The 20,953-nt window shown below is 35.2% G+C and carries 16 protein-coding genes and 1 other annotated feature; of the genes, 1 reads left to right on the forward strand and 15 read right to left on the reverse strand.

Annotation, left to right across the window (positions count from 1 at the left end; all coding sequences use genetic code 11):
• Nucleotides 1-4: 4 nt before the first annotated feature.
• The 12 genes from JDW14_06795 to fdrA all read right to left on the reverse strand — a co-directional run bounded on the left by JDW14_06795 (nt 5) and on the right by fdrA (nt 15,787).
• Nucleotides 5-889: an ROK family protein gene (locus tag JDW14_06795; GenBank protein ID QQD65032.1), complete on the reverse strand. Its 885-nt coding sequence runs from the start codon at nt 887-889 to the stop codon at nt 5-7.
• A 259-nt stretch (nt 890-1,148) separates the two neighbouring features.
• A complete protein-coding gene (locus tag JDW14_06800; GenBank protein QQD65033.1) occupies nt 1,149-2,141 on the reverse strand; it encodes a YhdH/YhfP family quinone oxidoreductase in 993 nt (330 codons plus the stop codon).
• A 133-nt stretch (nt 2,142-2,274) separates the two neighbouring features.
• Entirely contained in the window at nt 2,275-3,171 is an 897-nt protein-coding gene (locus JDW14_06805) for an ABC transporter ATP-binding protein (GenBank protein QQD65034.1), read from the reverse strand.
• Nucleotides 3,171-4,214, reverse strand: a complete 1,044-nt coding sequence (locus tag JDW14_06810) for an ABC transporter ATP-binding protein (GenBank protein QQD65035.1) — start codon at nt 4,212-4,214, stop codon at nt 3,171-3,173. Before JDW14_06810 ends, JDW14_06805 begins: the two co-directional genes overlap by 1 nt.
• Nucleotides 4,215-4,222: 8 nt before the next feature.
• Nucleotides 4,223-5,293, reverse strand: coding sequence for an ABC transporter permease (locus tag JDW14_06815; GenBank protein QQD65036.1), 1,071 nt, complete (start codon nt 5,291-5,293; stop codon nt 4,223-4,225).
• Nucleotides 5,294-6,235 carry an ABC transporter permease gene (locus JDW14_06820; GenBank protein ID QQD65037.1) on the reverse strand — a complete coding sequence of 314 codons (942 nt, stop codon included), beginning with the start codon at nt 6,233-6,235 and terminating at the stop codon, nt 5,294-5,296.
• Between the two features lie 456 nt (nt 6,236-6,691).
• A complete protein-coding gene (locus JDW14_06825) occupies nt 6,692-8,350 on the reverse strand; it encodes a peptide ABC transporter substrate-binding protein (GenBank protein QQD65038.1) in 1,659 nt (552 codons plus the stop codon).
• Nucleotides 8,351-8,435: 85 nt separating this feature from the next.
• Nucleotides 8,436-8,705: a binding site (T-box leader), on the reverse strand.
• Nucleotides 8,706-8,960: 255 nt separating this feature from the next.
• On the reverse strand, nt 8,961-10,019 hold the full coding sequence (gene allD / locus JDW14_06830; protein QQD66524.1) for an ureidoglycolate dehydrogenase: 1,059 nt from the start codon (nt 10,017-10,019) through the stop codon (nt 8,961-8,963).
• Between the two features lie 20 nt (nt 10,020-10,039).
• Nucleotides 10,040-10,831 (reverse strand): (S)-ureidoglycine aminohydrolase, encoded by a 792-nt coding sequence (locus tag JDW14_06835; protein QQD65039.1) that lies wholly within the window; start codon nt 10,829-10,831, stop codon nt 10,040-10,042.
• A 17-nt stretch (nt 10,832-10,848) separates the two neighbouring features.
• On the reverse strand, nt 10,849-11,790 hold the full coding sequence (gene arcC, locus JDW14_06840; protein QQD65040.1) for a carbamate kinase: 942 nt from the start codon (nt 11,788-11,790) through the stop codon (nt 10,849-10,851).
• Nucleotides 11,791-11,925: 135 nt separating this feature from the next.
• Nucleotides 11,926-12,786 (reverse strand): DUF2877 domain-containing protein, encoded by an 861-nt coding sequence (locus JDW14_06845; protein ID QQD65041.1) that lies wholly within the window; start codon nt 12,784-12,786, stop codon nt 11,926-11,928.
• Nucleotides 12,779-15,787: an acyl-CoA synthetase FdrA gene (gene fdrA / locus JDW14_06850; protein ID QQD65042.1), complete on the reverse strand. Its 3,009-nt coding sequence runs from the start codon at nt 15,785-15,787 to the stop codon at nt 12,779-12,781. Before fdrA ends, JDW14_06845 begins: the two co-directional genes overlap by 8 nt.
• 151 nt (nt 15,788-15,938) lie before the next feature.
• Here fdrA and JDW14_06855 point away from each other — a divergent pair, with 151 nt between their 5' ends.
• Nucleotides 15,939-16,796: an alpha/beta hydrolase gene (locus JDW14_06855; protein ID QQD65043.1), complete on the forward strand. Its 858-nt coding sequence runs from the start codon at nt 15,939-15,941 to the stop codon at nt 16,794-16,796.
• Nucleotides 16,797-17,100: 304 nt separating this feature from the next.
• On the opposite strand, the gene JDW14_06860 is transcribed toward JDW14_06855, so the two are convergent.
• The 3 genes from JDW14_06860 to allC are packed head-to-tail and all read right to left on the reverse strand — an operon-like array spanning nt 17,101 to nt 20,873.
• Entirely contained in the window at nt 17,101-18,324 is a 1,224-nt protein-coding gene (locus JDW14_06860; protein QQD65044.1) for a dicarboxylate/amino acid:cation symporter, read from the reverse strand.
• 35 nt (nt 18,325-18,359) lie between these two features.
• Nucleotides 18,360-19,631, reverse strand: a complete 1,272-nt coding sequence (locus JDW14_06865) for an MFS transporter (GenBank protein QQD65045.1) — start codon at nt 19,629-19,631, stop codon at nt 18,360-18,362.
• 12 nt (nt 19,632-19,643) lie between these two features.
• Nucleotides 19,644-20,873, reverse strand: coding sequence for an allantoate deiminase (gene allC / locus JDW14_06870; GenBank protein QQD65046.1), 1,230 nt, complete (start codon nt 20,871-20,873; stop codon nt 19,644-19,646).
• Between the last annotated feature and the right edge of the window lie 80 nt (nt 20,874-20,953).

Genomic DNA, 20,953 nt, shown 5'->3' on the forward strand with positions numbered 1-20,953 from the left:
AAAATTAGTTTGCTTCATGTAAATGGTAATATAAGGCTCCTAACATTCCTGCATTGTTACCGAGTTGTGCTGCTGAAATTTTTGCAGATAAAAAGCGTTGGTCGATAACAATTTCTGATAAGCGTCGTGTGAGTGCTGGTAAAATAACTGTTTCTTGAGCCAACACTCCTCCACCAAGAACGATTTGTTCCGGATTGAGAAGATAATGTATCGTCAGTAACCCTTGAGCTAAACTGTCGATAAACGAATCAAATACCACTTGTACTTTTTCATCATTAGCAGCTAATAGCTCAAAAAATTGTTCGCCTGTCACCTGATAACCGAGTGCACTTTCAGCCTGTGCTAAAAGAGCTGTTGTCGATGCAGCATCTTGAAACATTTTTCCATTCGCTAATGGTAAGTAGCCAACTTCTCCTGCCATGTACGATGAACCTTCGTACAGATGACCGTCAATAAAGACCGCTCCCCCGACGCCTGTTCCAATCGTCAAACAGACAAGTGATTGTGGACGATTCGCTTGTCCAAACCCTTTCCAGTATTCCCCTAAACAAGCAGCATTCACATCATTGATAACCGTACACCGTCGACCTGTTGCCGATTCAACTTGTCGCTTAATCGGTGTTCCTGTGTACTCAGGAATCGTATATCCTGCATAAGCAATTGAGCCATCACTTGAATTTACAACGCCGGCTGTTCCCACTGCTACACCTTTAAAATCATACTTAGCTTGCATTTCTTCGCAAATCGCAATTACTTGCTCTAAAATATAATTCGTTGATTCGGTACAATGCGTCTTTACCTTATACGTTTCTGTTAATGCCTCACCTTGTTCATCTAATAAAGCATATTTGATAAATGTTCCGCCGATATCTATCCCTAGATATGACACATTCACACCCCCAAACATTGTTTAATCTGTTTCCAACTGTTCGAAATCAGCATACATATTAAACGCTTTCTTGATTACGGTTTCATTATAACATGTACGAAAATAAATTTCAACACTTTTTTTTATGAAATTTATTTTATTTTATGAAATTTTATTTATTCGCCTAAAACGCACTTTTAGCAACAAATCACCATTGGCATCGCACTCCTATGTAAATAAGCAAAAACTAAGAAAACCTCTTAGCCTTTGCTCATAAATACTATTGAATTACTTTTACAATGGTACGTCCAACATGAGCCCCTTGTTTTAATTGTGCCAATGACTCAGCAATTTCTTCTAATGAAATTTCATTAACCACTAAATCATTCAAAACATCCCATTCAGTTGCAAATTTTTCTAATATCGCCATGCGTTCTTCCAATGGAATATTAACTGAATCAATACCCAATAAATTCACACCACGCAAAATAAATGGTAAAACTGTCGTATGCAATTGGATGCCACCTGCATTACCACACAGAGCCATACTACCACCATAGCGTATTTGTGGAATCAGATGTGACGCTACTTCTCCACCTACATTATCAATGATGAAATCAAATTTCTCTTTTAAAAGTAATGGATTTTCTTTAATGAATACTTCGCTAGCGTCCATAATAGCCGTCGCCCCAACCGAACGAACTACAGTTTCTTGATATGACTTACGAATAAGAGCTGTTACTTGCTCAAACCCAAGTGCACGCAATAAGCGAATTGCGACACTTCCTACTCCACCAGATGCACCCGTCACTAAAATTGATGGTTGCTGTTCCACACGCATTCCATTTGCTAATAATGCTTGAACAGCTAAAGCTGCCGTCAACCCCGCAGTCCCCATTATCATCGCCTGTTTTGCTGTCAGCCCATTTGGTAAAGGCATAATCCATTCTTTTGGCACTTGAGCATATTCACTCAATCCCCCAGTATGCGAAACACCCACACCATATCCAATTACCGAAACCAATTGTCCCGATTGATACGTTCCAGTCGAATCTTCCACTACTTCTCCGCTTATGTCAATTCCTGGAATCATTGGATACTGACGAATCACTCCCCCTTTTGGAGTCGCCGCTAACATATCTTTATAATTAAGCGAACTATAATGAACTTTGATTAATACATCTCCAGCACTTAATTGAGTTCGTTCTATTTCTTTTAACTCAAACGAATGTTGTCCATTGATTTCATCTACTATCCATGCACGAAATGTCATAAAAATTCCACCTTATCATTTTATCATCTATATGTATGTCCTTAAAGATATCGACATACTCGACTATCACTTTCACTTTACACAAAAATCACTTGCATTTCCAACGAAACACAAGTGATTTATTAAACTATTTTTAATCCTGTACAGCTTGAACAAAATGTCCCGGTGCAATTTCCTTTAGTGGTGCATTCGCATTCATTTGTTGCTCATCGAAAATAATACGTTGACGCTGACGCTCATAATCCGGATCCGGCAATGGAATCGCTGATAATAAACTTTTCGTATATGGATGTTGTGGATTATCATATAAAGTTTGTGCATCAGCTAACTCTACTAATTTTCCATGATACATCATTCCAATACGATCACTGAAATATTTTACCATTGACAAGTCATGGGCAATAAATAAATAAGTCAGACCATGATCTTGTTGCAGTTTTTCCAATAAATTAATCACTTGTGCTTGAATGGATACGTCCAGTGCTGAAATCGGCTCATCACAAACGATAAATTCTGGCTCAACTGCCAAGGCACGTGCAATCCCAATCCGTTGACGCTGCCCACCCGAAAATTCATGTGGGTAACGTGACGCATGGTCAATATTCAAACCAACCGTTTCCAACAATTGATTCACTCGGTCATTACGCTCCTTAACATTCGCTGCTAAACCATGCACATCAATACCTTCAGCAATAATATCACGCACTTTCATACGTGGATTAAGTGACGCATAAGGGTCTTGAAAAATCATTTGAACCTTTTTATTAAATGCACGACGAGCAGCTAATGATTGTTTAGCATTTACCGTTTCGCCGTCATAAATAATTTTCCCGTCGGTCGGTTGCAGCAAATTAACAATCGTTCGACCAATTGTCGATTTCCCACTACCCGATTCACCAACGAGCCCAAATGTTTCGCCCTTATAAATATCAAAACTCACATCGTCCACTGCTCTAACTTCTTGCGGAGTTCCTTGATTATAGTAAAGTTTTAATTCTTTTACTTGAATTAATTTTTTGCTTTCTGTCATCATTGCACTCCTTTCTGTTTTGTTTCAAAATATTGATAACGTTCTAAAATCGTTTGTGGTGGTGTAACCTTAGGTGCTTCGGGATGTAACAACCAAGTTGCAGCATAATGTCCCGGTCCTACTTCAAACATCGGTGGTTGCATTTCAAAATCAATCGCTAGCGCATACTCATTGCGTAAAGCAAACGCATCACCCTTCGGTGGATTCAATAAATCTGGTGGTGTACCAGGAATCGCATATAACTTACCTTTTTGATTAGGTGTCGGCATCGCACTTAACAAGCCCCATGTATATGGATGTTGTGGATGATAATATATGTCATCCACACTACCAATTTCCACCAACTTGCCAGCATACATTACAGCCACACGATTCGCCACATTGGCTACTACACCTAAATCATGCGTAATAAAGATAATTGACATACCTTTTACACGTTGAATTTCTTGTAGCAATTCAATAATTTGAGCTTGAATCGTCACATCTAATGCCGTTGTCGGTTCATCAGCAATTAAAATTTCAGGGTCACCAGCTAACGCAATCGCAATCACTATCCGTTGACGCTGACCACCAGAAAATTGATGTGGATATTGTTTCAAGCGTGACTCTGGTTCACGAATACCACAGAGAGTGAGTAAATCAATCGTTTCTTTTATTGCCTCAGCACGTGACATTCCACGTTGTTTCGTCAACACTTCCATAATTTGTTGTCCAATCGTTAAAGTAGGATTTAACGATGTCATTGGGTCTTGGAAAATCATCGCAATTTGCGTTCCACGAATATTACGCATTTGACGCTCTGAATACTGCAATAAATTTTCACCATTAAAAATAATCTCACCAGATTTAATATCTGCATTCTTCCCAAGCAATCCCATAATCGAACGCGTCGTCACCGTCTTACCAGAACCAGACTCCCCCACAATAGCTAGTGTTTCTCCCTTTTTCAATTCAAAGTTCACACCACGAATCGCCTGTACCTCACCAGCAAATGTCTTAAAATGAACGTGTAAATCTTTCACAGTTAAAATTGTTTCACTCATCATTACACCTACTCTTTCATTTTAGGGTCAAAGGCATCACGCAACCCATCTGCTAATAAATTGAACGATAACATCAGAACCGAAATAACAGCAGCTGGATACCACATCAAGTGTGGTAAAAAACGAAATGTTTTATAACCGTCATTAATTAAGGTACCCAATGATGCATTTGGAGCTGGAATCCCAATTCCGATAAAACTTAAAAATGCCTCGAAAAATATTGCTGACGGCAATGCAAACATCACTTGTACGATAATAATACCAACCATATTCGGTAAAATATGTTTCAACATAATTTTAACCGGATGCTGTCCTAATACTTGCGCAGCTAACACATATTCTGTCTGCTTTAAACGTAAAGTTTGTGCTCGTACAACACGTGACATCGTAATCCAACTTGTCAAGGCAATTGTTATGATAATCGACGTAATCCCTGGTTTTAATACTAGTAACATTAACACCACGATAACTAAGTTAGGGATACCGGATAGTACTTCTAAAATACGTTGCATCACCGTATCGACTTTTCCCCCAAGCCAACCAGAAATCAAACCATACACAATACCAAATACTAAGTTAATTAGCGCTGCTACAAAAGCAACCAGTAATGAAATACGAGTCCCATATAAAATACGTGATAATAAATCACGACCTAAGCCGTCAGTTCCCAAGTAATAATACACTCCCTCAGGAATCCCAGCTTTTTCATAGCCGTCAACTAATTTCCCACCACGATTGAGTGATTTACCGTCAAACCAAGACCAAGATTCCAAACCTGGAATTTTTGGTGCTAAATTCGCATGAGCAGGGTTTTGAGTAAATGGCGATGCTGGAGCAATCACCGGAGCCAATATAGCTACTAAAATAATTAATAGTACAATCACTAAAGAAATCATGGCACCCTTATTCTTTTTCAAACGACGCCAAGAATCTTGCATGAAGTTAAGTGAGGGCACATGAATCGCTTCACTTTCTTCTTTGGTCTGACGCTCATCAATTCGCAATAAATTCGAATCAATTGCTGCTAAATCATTTAAAATAGCTTCATTATAAGATGTATTTGCGATACGTTCACTCATCTACTTCCCTCCTTGTCCCATTCTCAATCTAGGATCAACCACTCCGTATAAAATATCAACAATTAAAATCATAACAACTAATAATGTAGAATACATAATTGTAATCCCCATAATCGTTGGATAATCATTGACTAAAATGGATTTGGTAAATTGTTCCCCAATACCTGGAATTGAAAAAATTTGTTCAATAACTAAGGACCCTGTCATCAAACTAGCTGTTACCGGCCCTAAAATCGTCAATAACGGAATTAAAGCATTACGCAAGGCGTGTTTAAAAATAATATAAAATTTTGAAAAACCTTTTGCTCGTGCCAATTCAATATAATCACTATTTAATACTTCAATCATTTCCGTACGGATAAAACGTGCCGCTTCTGCCATTGGTGAAATCGATAACGCAACTGTCGGTAAAACAGTTGATGCAAAGCCATTACGCCAAAATGCAATTGGCAATACATTTAACCATACTGCAAAAATAAATTGTAAAACCACTGCAAAGACAAAGTTTGGTACACTTCGTCCACCAATCGCAAAAACAGACGTAAACGTATCAATCCACGTATTTTGCTTCACAGCTGCAATGACACCCAATAACATTCCTACTATTGTTCCCAATACCATCGCTTGTAATCCTAATTGCATGGATGGACCAGCACGGTCAGCAATAATTTGCGTTACTGGTAAGTTATTAAATTGAAAGGAAACTCCGAAATCTCCACGCGCGACATTAGAAAGGTATGTAATATACTGTTTGAAAATCGGTTGATTTAATCCATACTTTTGATTCAATAATTCCAATTGCTTTGCTGTCAATAAATCTTGGTTCGCAAACGGCGTCCCTGGAAGAAATTGTAGCAATAAAAATGTTGCCGTTATAATGACAAACAATGTCAGTGCCATATATATAAAACGTCTTAATAAATATTTCCAATAGCCATTCATTCTTTCACCTTCTTTTTAAATTGTTGTTTGAGCTTTATTCAAGTTCTGCAAGTGCGTGTTGTTTAAATAATGAGAAATAGTCAAACTTGCTAGCTGAGTCGTTCGCTTGATGTATTGAGTGTAGGTTCAAGGCAGACACTCATTATCGCACTATATTGATTCCGGCTCGTTCGGACTGCCCCAACATCCACTTCGCATTGCTCTTGAAGTGCTCATGCACTTCTTCGACCGCTGCTCCAGTGTTTCGAGGCAGAAAGTCCTCTCTCGCACTATATGGTATTATATAATTTTTTTAGGTTTTAGTTAAATAATTTGTTTCAGTATGTTAAATTTTCAGGGAAATATTTGTGTTTTTAGTTTATTCTGATTGAATACTGAAGTTGATGATAATTGACATACATAAAGGAGCTAGAATAATATGCCCTAGCTCCTTCTCATTTTATGTCGATAACTCGTTTATTTAAACGTTAATGTAGTAAAATCAACACCTGACCCATTCGGATTTGCCTCAATATTATCAATACGATCCGATACTAATAAAGTAGTATTGTTTTGAATTAACGGAATTAATACACGACGGTCTAACAAGTAATTTTCAGCTTCGTGCAATAGTTCATAACGGCGTGCTGGATTGGCAACAGCCTCCGGTGAGTTTGCTTCTTTTACTAAAGCATCAAAATCCTTATCAAAGAATTGAGCGTGATTGTGTTCTGCATTCGTTAAGAAGTTGACTAAATATTCATCCGCATCTCCTAAGCTTGCACTCCAACCACCAACAGCAATATCAAAATCAAATGACATCATTTCAGCAAAACGGTTTTTAGCTGGTAATGGACGTAAACTTAACTTAAATCCTTCTAAATTACTTTCAACTAAACCTTGAATAAATTCACCAATCATTTTAGTTGTTTCACTATCTGTAACTAATAGCTCTAACTCAACAGTATCCGTACCTAATTCTTCTTTGGCTTTTTCCCAATGTTCTTTTGCTTTTTCAACATCAAACACACCGTAATCTTGTTGGTCCTCAACATAATCTTTACCTGTAACAGTATTAAATACAACATTTTGTGGTACTAAACCTTTTACAGCTTCTGCTCCTCCACTTAAAATATTTTTTGTTAATGTTTGACGGTCAATTACATAAGATAATGCTTTACGTAAATTTTCATTTTGTAACGGTTTGCTTGAACTAATGCCCATTTCAATATATGAATGTGATAATCCTGGGAAACTTACTAAGTTTTCACTGTCTTTAAATTCAGCTAATAATGGTCCAGAAATCGCAGCTGCATCAATCTCTCCTGCTTCAAACAATTCAACAGCAGTGTTAGGATCCTTTACAACGTCAATATGAATTTGATCAACTTGAATCTTATCAGCTCCATAATATTCTGGGTTTTTAGTGTAAGTCCATTCCAATGCTGTTGCATTCCAATTTTCAACTGTGAACGGGCCATTACCTAAAAACGCATCACTTGATGTACCATAAGCATCACCAGCTGCTTCAACAGCTGCTTGATTTTGTGGGTAATAGTTAACGTGAGCAACATAATTTACAAAGTTCGCTTTTGGCTCTTTTAATGTTACTTTTAATTCATAATCACTAACTGCTTCAACACCTAAATCTTCGACAGCAGCTTTACCGTCTGCGATTTCAGCTGCATTTTTAACAACAGTGAATAAAAAGGCATTGGCAGACCCTACTTCTGGATTTACAGCACGACGCCACGCGTAAACATAATCCTTGGCTGTCACTGGTTCTCCATTAGACCATTTCGCATCTTCACGTAATTTAAACGTATAAGTCAAACCGTCCTCACTAATTTCAGGTAATTCAACAGCTCCTGCAGGTTGAATACTTCCGTCAGTTGCAGTACGTAATAAGCCTTCACCAAGTTGACGCAACGCTGTATAAGCTACAGTATCATATGATTTTGCTGAATCTAATGTTGTAATCTCAGATGCTTGAGTCCATTTTAACAATTGTTGCTCTTGAGCTTGTACAATCGCTACATCCGATGTATTTAATAGTTGATTGGCTGGTATAACACCACTGACTGTTGCTAATACTAATCCTGAAATACATAAACCTTTAATCCATTTTTTTGACATATTCTCTCTCCTCCATTTTGTTACTTTATATTCAATAGTGTATATGCGAGTGTTACAATCAAAAAACGCCCATCCCGCATAATATGCTAAGGATGAAGCGTTCACTCCATGGTACCACCTTAATTCGTGATTTTATTACTAAAATCACCTCTATGAGTACATTCTTATTTAGAAGATACTCGCTCTCGCTATCGGGAGAACCCGGTTGACTCTCACTAATGAATTAACTCAATTTCTCACTAGCTTAAATCAACTTGACTCCAAGACCATCTTCATTATTATTCCAGACTTGTTTGCACCCTCCACAAGCTCTCTAAACTGTTCAAACAACTACTCATCTCTTCACTGTCACTTTATTAAGTTTATATATTTATCATAAAGTCTATAGCGTTGATAGTCAATAGTAATCATTGTTATTGGTAATAGTTGTTTTTTATGGTTGTGTATAGGTGGGGGTTATAAGAAATTGGAGATCTTATGACATCTTTTCTTTCACCTCAATAAACTATCTCTACTATGCTTGTGATACTCCACTCAATGCCTATACTTTCCAAAAACTAAAAACCACCACCCATATAATATGAGTAGTGGTCGCTATGACATAATAATCTTATCCAAATGCGCCTCCGTGGCCAAATTCATTAAAATGAACAGTATCTGATTTAAGATAATTGATAATATGTTCTGGAATTTCAATTCCATGTTTCAAGTGTTGTTCTGTCTTGATAATAGCAATTTCCCCAGGGTAATACACTTTATCAAAACCTTTTGCAGGTTTTATTCCATGTAAATCACTAACCATTGTTTCAATATTGGCTGTAAATTTCTCCAAAGTAGTAAATTTCTCAGGGGCAACTGTTATATAAACATGTCCCAAATTACGTCCTTTATCCAAATTCAAATACATAGAAGACACTTTATTTCCAAAAGGTAAGTCAAAAATCATTCCAGATAATATATCCACCATCATCATTAACCCATAGCCTTTAGGCCCAGCAATTGGTAATAACCCAGATACTTCATGTGGATCAGTTGTTGGATTTCCTTCTGAATTTACTGCCCATGTATCAGGTATCGATTGACCTTTTGAGCGTGCATCTAATATTTTACCCCACGCTTGAACAGTTGTTGCCATATCGAAAATAATTGGACGCCCATTTTTTCTTGGTGCTCCAAATGCGATTGGATTGGTACCATAGTAGTTTTCAGCTCCTCCAAATGGAACAACCATAGGGTCAGATTGTGTCATGACAATTGTTACAAGACCTGCATCCGCAATTTTTTCAGCATAATACGCCAGCATACCAGTATGACTTACATGAGTTACACCGACCATTGAAATCCCATTTTCTTTAGTCAATTCAATTACCTTATCAACTGCAAGATTAGCAATATAATGACCTTGACCATTATCACCGTCTAATACAGCAGTTCCTGGACCTGTTTTTGTATATGTAATGTTTGGATTTAAAGTAACTCCACCCTTAGCAAGACGCTCTGCATAATAGGCAACACGAACCGCACCATGTGAATGGATGCCAGATAAATCAGCATAAACTAAATGTGTTGCTGTTTCAAGAGCTGCATCTTCTGGTAACCCAGCTTGCATTAATTTATTTTGTATTAATTGTCTTAGCTCTTGATGCTCAATTCTCAGCAATTTATTCATATCAGCCATGTCATCACCTATTATAAAACAGGATTACGATTAGCGTCTTTAGAATAAATATATGCTAAAGGCTCATCACGTCCTACTGCATACGCACATTGCAATGAATAACGTCCCATAAAGATGTAATCACCTTTTTCTACTGGGAACCATTCATTATCTAAGTTGTACATACCTTGTCCAGATAATAGGTAAGCACCATGTTCTTGATAGTGTGTTTCAACATATCCATGACTAGCACCCGGTTGAAATTCTAAAATATGAATGTTCATATCAAAACCAAAATCACCTGTCGGTAAGAAATCCCATAATAAAACATCTTTCATGCCTTCATATTCAATCGGTTGTAAATCAGCTTTATTACCTACAACTTTATAAGCACTATATCCTTCAAGTGCCTCATATCTTCTTTGGTATAAAAATACTTCCGTTGTTTCAGTTTGAGCATTTGCAAAATACATTTTTTCATTTACAGGGAAGAATGCATATCCCCCATCTTCTAGTAGATACTTTTCTTGTGCATCATTCGATACTTCTAATTTACCAGAAATAACATACACAAATGTTTCAAGACCTTCGCCACCAAAACCTCTAGTATTTCTACCATTTTCTAAAAATTCTGCAATATAATCGTTGAAACTTGCACCTAAAGCTGCTGATCCTAAAATAGAAATTCTAACATTTTCAAATCCCGGAATCGAATTATTGACTAAACCATCATGTGGTAAAATTGCATATAAACCTTTTTTTACAACAGCACGTGTTTCTAATAAACTATCTCTGTACCCAATATTATTATTTTTATAGCCCATTATCTTAACCTCCTACATCATTTGTTTGACAATACTGTCGCAGAACCACCATTAAAGTAATTTTGAACATTCGTTAATGATGTTATAACTGCAACACCGTCTGCTTTGTTTTCCACAAATTCTATTGCCGCTTCAATTTTAGGCAACATACTTCCAGGAGCAAATTGTCCCTCTTCTATCCACTCTTTTGCTTGTTTAATTGTAATATTTTCAAGTTTTTGTTGATTTGGTTTATTAAAGTTAATATATACGTTATCGACACCAGTCAAAATTAATAACACATCAGCATCGATTAATTCAGCTAATTTCGCAGATGCAAAATCTTTATCAATAACAGCCTCAACGCCTACCAATTGCCCTTCTTCTTCAACAACTGGTATTCCACCACCACCAACAGCAATTGTAATCACATCATTATTAACAAGTTTTTTAATCACATTTGCTTCAATAATATCAACCGGTTTTGGAGAGGCAACTACTTTACGAAAACCACGTCCAGCATCTTCAATAAATTTATCATTTGATTTTGCTTCTAGCTCTATTTTTTCTGCTTCCGAATAAAAAGGTCCAATTGGTTTTGTTAAATGCGTAAATGCTGGGTCATTCTTATCTACTTTTACTTGTGTCACCACAGAGATAACTTCTTTTTCAATATTTAACGAAGTTAATTTTTTCTTCATTGCATTTTGTAACCAAAACCCAATGCTACCCTGTGTCATCGCAACGCAGGTATCAAGAGGCATGGCAGGATTTTTTTCAGAATCAGCTGCCACTTGTTGTAACAAGATGTTTCCAACTTGTGGGCCATTACCGTGACTAATAATAAGTTGATGACCTTCTTTAACCAATTCTACTAAATAATCCATTGTCTTTTCAACAGCTTGAATTTGTGCTGCTGCTGACGGATCATCAGATAAAATAGCATTACCACCTAAAGCAACTAATACTTTTTTCTTCATTTTTTCAACTCCATATTTTTGTTCGTTCGGACTGCCTCAACATCCACTTTGCAAAACTCTTGAAGTGCTTATGCTCTTCTGCAACCTTTGCTCCAGTGATTTGAGGCATATCGTCCTCCCTCACTCCATGTTTTGTTATATTTTATCAATCAGAGATAGAAAACCTATTAACATATCCTGTCCAGAGGTATGTCCAATGTTCAAGATAGTATCAATCGCTTTTTCCGCTTCCCTTATATTCTTACTTTTTACTGCTCTTACCAAATTCAACCACATTGTTGAAGTATATTGCCGACTGAGTGCTGCGTAATATGCCCAACTCACATCAGTAGTTGTATGAGTCAGTAATAAATCAAACAATATCTTTTCAAATTCATCTGAATTTTGTCCTGTTAATTTTAACGCCAATAAATATCCTTGCAAAAAATCATCACCAGAAGGAGTCAGCCCTTTTCCATTACCGATTAGTTTCTCGATTAATGGGAAGAATTTTTCAAACGCATCTTTATGAAATCCTAACGAATGCCACTCCTTTAATATCTGATTTAACCTTGGCAAGTCAAATCCAGATTGATGAACATAATGACAGTATGAGAGATTTTCCTTAAAATAAATTAAATCATCCTTACTTAATTGGCAGTCTAATATACTCGTATCAATATAATTTATTTGCTTTAATTTTATTGAGATTAATTGATTAATCGAATATATCACCATTTTTTTAGGGGTAAAAACAATTCGATCATCCAGATGTAAGTTTTCAAGTATATATTTAAATAATTCAATATCTTTTAATCCACAATTTAAAACTGAAAATCGATTTTCATCTGAAATTGAAACATAAATTAAATCAAACGGTCGACTACTTTTAACAGGCTTAATATTAAAGCCACTTTTAAAAATTGATACGACCCTAAATAGTTGATGTTCTAATAGTAGAGAGTATAAATAATTACTCACATCTATTGAATCCGTCACTACAATTTGATTAATCATCCACTTTAATACCTAATGATTCTGCATAAGCCACTAAAGCTTTTTCGAAACACGCAAGTGGAGCTGTAACAGTTCCGGCACCTACTTGACCGACACCAGCATTTTTATGTGCAATCCCTGTATTAATAATTGGTTCAATACCAGTTTCTACAACTTTACGAATATCAATACCTAAATTTGCTCCTTTGAAATCCCATGTTGGAATAGTCCAAGCAGAATTTTGACTTGATACAATTTTAGCTTGTTCATTGGAAATTCGAACAGCATCTTGGAATCCACCAGCTCCAATAAAACGAGTCACTCCTGGTGCTGCTACAATAGCTGAACCACCCAATCCAATCGTTTCAGTAATAGCAGAGTCACCGATATCTTTATTTCCATCTTCTTCACTAAATCCTGTGAAGTATAGACCTTTTGGAGTATTTACCGGTGCAGTGAACCAACGATCTCCAAATTCTGCAATACGGATACCAAAGTTTTCACCATTTCTCGCCATAGTTGTAACAATTGTACCTTTTTCAAATTTTCTTGCATAATCCACAATTGCTTTTCCTGTCGCCATTGCAATATTTAAGAAAAATTGATCTGTATCTGCTAAAAATTGAATTACAGCTTGTTTTTCTTCAGCAGGTATATCTAATCCCACAATAATAGGAGAAATCTCTTTTAAGAACACTAATGATGCAGCAATATTTCGTTGATGGAATTCATCTCCCATCGCAATTGCTTTTGCAATCATAACATTGACATTAATGCCTCCATCAATAGTACGTAATGCTTTTCCTAATACTGGTCCTAAAACATCACGCATCCAGTTCAAACGATTAATTACTTCTTCATTATTCGCACCGAATCGTAAAACAGTACCGATACCTTCATTCATGATACAGTATCCCGTTGTACCGTCTATTTTATTTTCCACAACCAATACAGGGAAATTCGCAGTTGTTATACCACCCATAGGTCCAACGGCTCCAACATGATGACATGGAATAAATTTAACTTCTCCTGCCTCAAGTTGTACTCGCGCTTCTTCATGGTCTTTTGCCCAACCTTCAAAAATCATAGCACCAATCACTGAACCTTGCATCGGACCGGTCATATTTTCAAATAGAATTGGTGGACCTGCATGTAAAACTACTTTTTCGTCAGTATTTAACTCTGGAATCACTTCTTTAGCATATTTTACATCCACTAAATATGGCTGTGATTCCTTCATACGTCCAATCACTTTTTCATTTGCTTCATTAATTGCTTCTGCATGCTCATTTAACTGATTCAAAATACGAATTAATTTTTTATTTCCACCAGCAATTGGTCTCCATGTATATTGAATGGCTTTACCACCAAATTTTTCAATTGGTTCAACAAAACTTTCTAAACCAATATTGATAACACGTGGTGTACTATTCAATAATTCTAAAACTTTTTGACTTGGTGTCGGTAATTCTTTTTTCTCACCAGTAAACGCAGTATGTTTCTTATCTGCAAATCTATATTGAACTCCCATTAAATGTAGAGCCAATCGAACTGCTTTAGCATTCGTTGATTCTACTAATACACCAGCATCTTTTAAATCATTAACTGCTTTATTATAATTTTGAGGGTCATTATTAGTACCTGTCACAGTCCCAACAATATATAGTTCACGATTTGCTACTCTTGCTTTTTCAAGATACTCTTTAATCGTCGGTGCTAATGCATTAGCCATATCAGGATGTGAACCGTATCCTAATACAACATCTAATAAAATAACACCGGTTGTCGTATCTTCAAATGCTTCTTTCAACTTCGCAACACGTACTGACGGATCAATCATTGGATGTGGTTTACCTTGAGTATAGATATCATCACCCAAATCCATTACTTGGAATCCTTGCGTATTTAATATATATCCTTCTTTATTTTGAATTGAGCCTAAATCTAATGCATCAGCAATTAGAGTAGCTGCTTCATTCGCTAAAGTTCCTCCGGAATACAAACCTTTAACAGTTTTTCCTTCTAAGGTTGAATTTACTTGATTACTCAATTCCTCTGTATAGTTATCTTTAATAATTGATCCATTTGCTAAATCAACTGCAATTTTTGCTGTTTCTTCAAGCGTATATCCAAAATAAATATTTCCAATATGTTCAGTTGGTTTTTCTCCTAAAAAGATTGCTACTACTGGTTTTGAAATTGATTGTAATAATGCTACTACCTCGTCACGTACAGCTTGTGCAGGTGGTTTTGAAATAATACAAATAACATCTGTCAAAGGATGATGCTCTAAAGCAATTATTGCATCCATCATTGTTCTTGCTCCAACAGGTTCTTTCAAATCACGACCACCTGTACCAATCGCATGAACAACACCACCACCTAAACGGTCAATAATTGTCGTCACTTCTTGAATACCTGTACCTGAAGCTCCAACAATTCCAATATTTCCTGGATTAATAACATTAGTAAATGCCATAGGAATACTTGAAATAACACCAGTACCACAATCTGGACCCATTAATAATAAGCCTTTTTGATGTGCTTTTTCTTTTAAACGAACCTCATCTTCAATTGGAATATTGTCTGAAAATGAAAATACATGTAGTCCTCTATCTAATGCATTTTCAATCTCAAATGCTGCATATTCACCTGGAATTGAAACTAATGCCATATTAGCATCTGGTAAAGCTGTCAAAGCATCTTCCCAATTATCTACGCTGACTTGTTGATCAACCGCCTTTTTACTAGATAAATCATTTAAAAATTGATCAATCTTTGTTAATACTGTTTCAAGTACAGATTCATCGTTTGTTTCTACTACCACTGCCATATCATTAGGACCAGCTGCAGCCAACTCATCTGTATAAAGACCTGCTCCTTTAAAAATATCTTTATTTGCATCTGTTGCCATCATTACCTGTGCTTGAATGACACCCTCTACGCCATTCAATTCAGCTGATAACAACATTAAATTTATTGAATCTTGATAATTACCTTTTTGAATTTTTGTAAGTAACAAATAAATCACCCCTTTATACGTAATTATATACGTTTTCATTGCTTTCATCACTCACGTTTACAACAAACTCCTACTCAAAATTTGTTCATTTATAACAAATGATTTTATGCTACACTGACAGTACAATAAACATATTGAGAGAGTGGACATTATGTACAAAAAAATATTAACTGTAATCAATCATTCAGCCTATTCTATACAGATGACGCATTACTTTAATGACTTAACACCTAATAACAAAATTATTTTATATCTTCATGGTGGTGGCCTAATTTTCGGAAAACGAGATGATTTACCAGAAGAATATATGACTTTATTTCTGAATAATGGCTATTCAATTGTAACGCTTGACTATCTATTAGCACCGGAATCTAAATTAAATAGCATCTTAAATGTTTTAGAAGAAACAATTCAAACGCTAATAGATAATGCTGATACTTATTTTGACTATCACCAACCTTTATTTTTCTTTTTTGGAAGATCCGCTGGAGCTTACTTATCACTTTTAATGGCAAGTCGTTTGACATCTTCCAAACTTGCTGGCTTAATTTTATTTTATGGTTACTACACTTTGAACGATGCTAATTTCCTATATTCAAATCGACAATTTAATCAATATCTTGATGTAAACGAAAACATATTAGCATCTTTATACTCTAAAGAACCTATTACACAAGAGCAAAATATCAATCGCTATCTCATCTATCTTGATGCTCGAAAAAAAGGAAAATGGCTCGATTATTTATTGGATGACAAGACTGAGTCAAATCAATTTTCTCTAACTGGACAGGAATTATCAAATTTACCACCTGCCATTTTAGTTCATTCAACTAATGATCCCGATGTTCCTTATCGTCAATCAATTAAAATGCAACAACTTATCAAAAATGCACAACTCATTACGATTCAAGGAAATGAACATGATTTTGACAGAATGGATAAAATTAAAGGTATCGAAATATATTCAAAAGTTGTGGAATGGTTGGAGAGACTATCTACAGGAGTTTGAAAAACTTATTTTCTATTTAGTTAAAATGATAATGATGTGATGCATATATATAAAAAACACTCGGTGAAAAACGCCAAGTGTTTTTTGATTTATTTCAATAAAATAAATTCTCAAGAAATCTCAAAAATTATAACTTTAATACTCAATCTCATCTCAAACTAAATTTTCAACATTGTATCTTCCTTATTTTTACTCCATTTTAGAATAAAATTATCCCATATCTATAAAAAAAGTTCTATAAATTATAAGTTTCGCAACACCTTATACTTTATAGAACTTTAACAAAAACTAGATACTTAAATAATTATATCTCTCTATTTAAGATTTCATCATCTAATTCATTTTCTGACTTAGCTAAAATCATTGCTATGGTTGCATCCGCATCTACATTTAAAACAGTTCTAAACATACCAGAAAACCAATCTATTCCTGCTAAAATTGCAACACTTTCTATAGGTAATCCTACTGCAGGAATAACAATAGCTAATGCTACTAAACCTCCCCCTGGTACAGCAACCGTCCCCAAAGTTGCAAGTGTAGATAATAATACAATAGAAAATGCCTGAGAAACTGAAATTTCAATGCCATACATCTGAGATAAAGTAATAGCTGCTAACGCTAAGAAAATAGCGAGTCCATTACTATTCATAACCATTCCTAATGGTCCTACTAAGCCTGATACCCTTTTACTTACACCTAGTAATGTTTCTTGATCTCTCATTTTAATTGGTAATGTAATTGCTGATGAAGTCGTAGTAAACGCCATTATCGTCATACCAGTCAATTTTCTTGCCAAGAGTAATGGATTTACTTTGCATATAGATGCAGTAAGTAAAATCCACATCACTAAATATATAAGTGTAGTGAGTGCCATAGTTATAAGAAACTTACTTAATGGAATCATCACACTTAATCCAATTGTTCCTGTTACCCATGATAATAATGCGAAAATTCCTAAAGGAGCCATTTTCATTATTATAGTAATCATTTTTACAATTATTTGATTAAATTCATTTACCATTTTTTTGACAGTACTAACATCTTTTTCTACCGATAAAATACTGATTCCTAAACCGAATAATACCGAGAAAATGATAACATGTATCATGTTTGCTTCTGCCATAGATTTTATTATATTAGTTGGAAAAAAGTTTAAAATTGTCTCGTATAATGTTAATTCATTTATAGGAGCAACTGCTAAATTGGTTGATAAATCCATTTGAACACCTACACCAGGTTTCAATATAAAACCAAAGAAAATGGCAATACAAGCTGCAAACAATGTTCCACCTAAAAACCATACCGCCATTTTCCACCCTAAACTTCCCAATTCTTTGGGATTTAATGAACCCACAGCTTCAATGACAGCTCCCATAATCATAACCACAACAGACATTTGAATTAGTCTTAAAAAGATGTCCCCCAATATCTTTATCGGTTCAATAGCCGGTCCAACCAATAAACCACAAATAATACCAAGTATTAATGCAATCAATATTTGCGTTGGTAAACTAATAACTTTTTTCATATTATACCCTCCTAAGTTTTAAAAGGTTGGTTCCTTTAAACTCGGTTAGCTGCTCTCTTTGATGCAATTAAAAATACGATAGTACCAAAAATTAAAAGTCCTGCTCCAATATAAAAGCCAATTTCTCCTGAACCAGTTTTATCAATAATTAATCCAGTTAACCAAGGTGCAACAACTGAAGATGACATACCGAAAAAGTTAAAAGTACCTAAAGTTGATGCCATTTTTCCTGGCTCTGCTTTATCTGATACAAAAGAAATTAAAACAGGATCTACTGCTAATTTACCCAAAAATCCATATGCCAATAATACAATCGCTAAAATTGAAGCATTTGAAGCTAAAATTGAACCTGCTACTAAAATAAAAGCAGCAATTTCTAATCCAATAATAATTTTTTCTTTATTATTTTTATGCTTATCTGATAATTTTGCAAAGAATAATGCACCCGGAACAGCTGTAACTGCGATCATTGACGTAATAACCCCAATCATTGATCCAGTAATTCCACGCTCAGATTCTAAGAAATTAGGTAACCAAGTAACAATTAAATAATACGCATAACATGTTGTAAAATATAATAAATAAGAAGCTAGTAGTTCTTTTTTAAATAGACCACCTTTTGTTTCTGTAACAGGAGCAAAGTTTTCAACGACTTCATTTTCAACTTTTTCCATTTCTTCTACTTTACTAGTTGTTACACTTTGTACAGGTACTTTAGAAGAATCAATAATCATTACAGCAAACCAAATTACTAAAAATACAATCAGCCCTGCTGAAATAAATACCATTGTTTGCCAAGGTAATTGTAATTGTTTTACAACAAATGATGATCCCGTTAAACCTAAAATCATCCCTAGTGCTGATCCAGAGTTAACAATAGCAGTTGAAAATCCTTTTTTCTCTGCTGGTACATGTTGAGCAGTCAATGAGAAAGCCGCACCATAATATGTACCACAACCCACACCAGCTGCTACAGCACCTAAGTAAATCATCATTAAATTTCTAGCAAAAGCAATTGAAAAAACGCCCAATGCAAAAAATATAAAACCTGGAATTAAAACTTTTTTCTGTCCAAATTTATCAACTAAAAATCCTGACGGTATTTGTAAAGCTGTATAACCAAAAAAATAACAAGAAGAAATTAACCCCATAGCAGCATTTGACTGCTGACCTATTGTTCCTTGTATTTCTGAATAAATTGGTGATAACATTGCTCTATAAATCCAAATGATTGTCCAACCCATACAAAATGTAAATACAATACGTTTCCAGTAATTTGCTGGATATGTTTTTGCTGTTGTTTCCATAATTCTCTCCTCTTAATATGCTAATTCTTTTAACGCTTCTTCTAAAGCTTCTACACCTTGTACAATATCAATTGCTTCTGTATGTTCTTCCGGATTATGACTAATTCCTTTAATTGATGGCACAAAAATCATTGCCGTAGGTACTCTTGGAGCAAAAATTTGTGAATCATGTCCAGCTCCAGAATGCATTACTTTATAAGATAATTCATGCTTTTTACACGCATTTTCAATAACATTCACAATGTGCTCATCCATTGGAACAGGTGCTTCATTCATCCAATTATTAATATCAAATGTTATATCTCTTTCGTTTGCATATTTTGCAATTGTATTTTCTATATATTTTGCAAATTGATTTAATTGCTCTTGATCTGTATGTCGAGTATCAATAGAAAACTCAATTTCACCTGGGACAACATTCACAACATTCGGTTTAACATTGATATTACCAAAGGTTACAACTAAAGGATCTCCCAGTCTTTTTGCTTCATCAATTACTTCAGACACAATTTTTGCATAGCAATCGACCACATCATGTCGATATCCCATTAACGTTGTACCTGCATGATTTGCCTCGCCGAACAGTTTCACTGTATATCTCTTTTGCCCTACAATAGCATTTACTACACCAACTTTTAAATTTGAGTTTTCTAAAAAATTACCTTGTTCAATATGCAATTCAATAAATGCGTCCATATTATTATATTTCGGTTCAGATGCAAGATAATCAAAACCAGCATCATGCATTGCTTTTTCAAAGCCTATACCTTCACCGTCTTTAATATTTTCTACATCTTCTTTGTTAGCTAAACCGAAAATGTTTTTTGAACCCCAAAATACATATGGGAATCTTGAGCCTTCTTCTTCAGCCATTGAAATAATACGTAATGACTTCTTAGGTTTTCCATATTTCTCAATCAATGATTTGATTGCAAGATAACCTGCCATAATTCCTAATTGACCGTCTAATCGACCACCATTGACCACTGTATCGATATGAGATCCGGTCGCAATAATTGATTCGGGTGACTCTTCACCTTCAATAGTGGCAAACATATTCCCTACCGAATCGAATTCAACTTTCATACCTTCACTCTCAAATAATTCTTTCAACTCATTTTGAGCAGTTTTCCAAGATTCACTATATAATAATCTTGTTGTACCTTTCATACCTGGTTTATCAGAAATACTTGAAATCCAGTCCATAACACGATCTATTTCTTGTGGTGTTATTATAGTCATCCAATTTCGCCTCCATATTTTTTAATATAAGTATAATAGCATAAAGCGTTTACAGTTCCATTGTCAGTTATGCTCATAAT

It is taken from the genome of Aerococcaceae bacterium zg-252, from assembly GCA_016237705.1.
In the GTDB taxonomy this organism is placed as follows: domain Bacteria; phylum Bacillota; class Bacilli; order Lactobacillales; family Aerococcaceae; genus Globicatella; species Globicatella yangjingiae.

Coding starts and splice junctions, on each gene's coding strand:
- JDW14_06835 (QQD65039.1), bottom strand. CDS start 10,831: ATGGGCTATAAAAATAATAATATTGGGTACAGAGATAGTTTATTAGAA.
- allD (QQD66524.1), bottom strand. CDS start 10,019: ATGAATAAATTGCTGAGAATTGAGCATCAAGAGCTAAGACAATTAATA.
- arcC (QQD65040.1), bottom strand. CDS start 11,790: ATGAAGAAAAAAGTATTAGTTGCTTTAGGTGGTAATGCTATTTTATCT.
- JDW14_06815 (QQD65036.1), bottom strand. CDS start 5,293: ATGAGTGAACGTATCGCAAATACATCTTATAATGAAGCTATTTTAAAT.
- JDW14_06865 (QQD65045.1), bottom strand. CDS start 19,631: ATGGAAACAACAGCAAAAACATATCCAGCAAATTACTGGAAACGTATT.
- JDW14_06855 (QQD65043.1), top strand. CDS start 15,939: ATGTACAAAAAAATATTAACTGTAATCAATCATTCAGCCTATTCTATA.
- JDW14_06810 (QQD65035.1), bottom strand. CDS start 4,214: ATGAGTGAAACAATTTTAACTGTGAAAGATTTACACGTTCATTTTAAG.
- JDW14_06805 (QQD65034.1), bottom strand. CDS start 3,171: ATGACAGAAAGCAAAAAATTAATTCAAGTAAAAGAATTAAAACTTTAC.
- allC (QQD65046.1), bottom strand. CDS start 20,873: ATGACTATAATAACACCACAAGAAATAGATCGTGTTATGGACTGGATT.
- JDW14_06825 (QQD65038.1), bottom strand. CDS start 8,350: ATGTCAAAAAAATGGATTAAAGGTTTATGTATTTCAGGATTAGTATTA.
- JDW14_06820 (QQD65037.1), bottom strand. CDS start 6,235: ATGAATGGCTATTGGAAATATTTATTAAGACGTTTTATATATATGGCA.
- JDW14_06845 (QQD65041.1), bottom strand. CDS start 12,786: ATGATTAATCAAATTGTAGTGACGGATTCAATAGATGTGAGTAATTAT.
- JDW14_06860 (QQD65044.1), bottom strand. CDS start 18,324: ATGAAAAAAGTTATTAGTTTACCAACGCAAATATTGATTGCATTAATA.
- JDW14_06800 (QQD65033.1), bottom strand. CDS start 2,141: ATGACATTTCGTGCATGGATAGTAGATGAAATCAATGGACAACATTCG.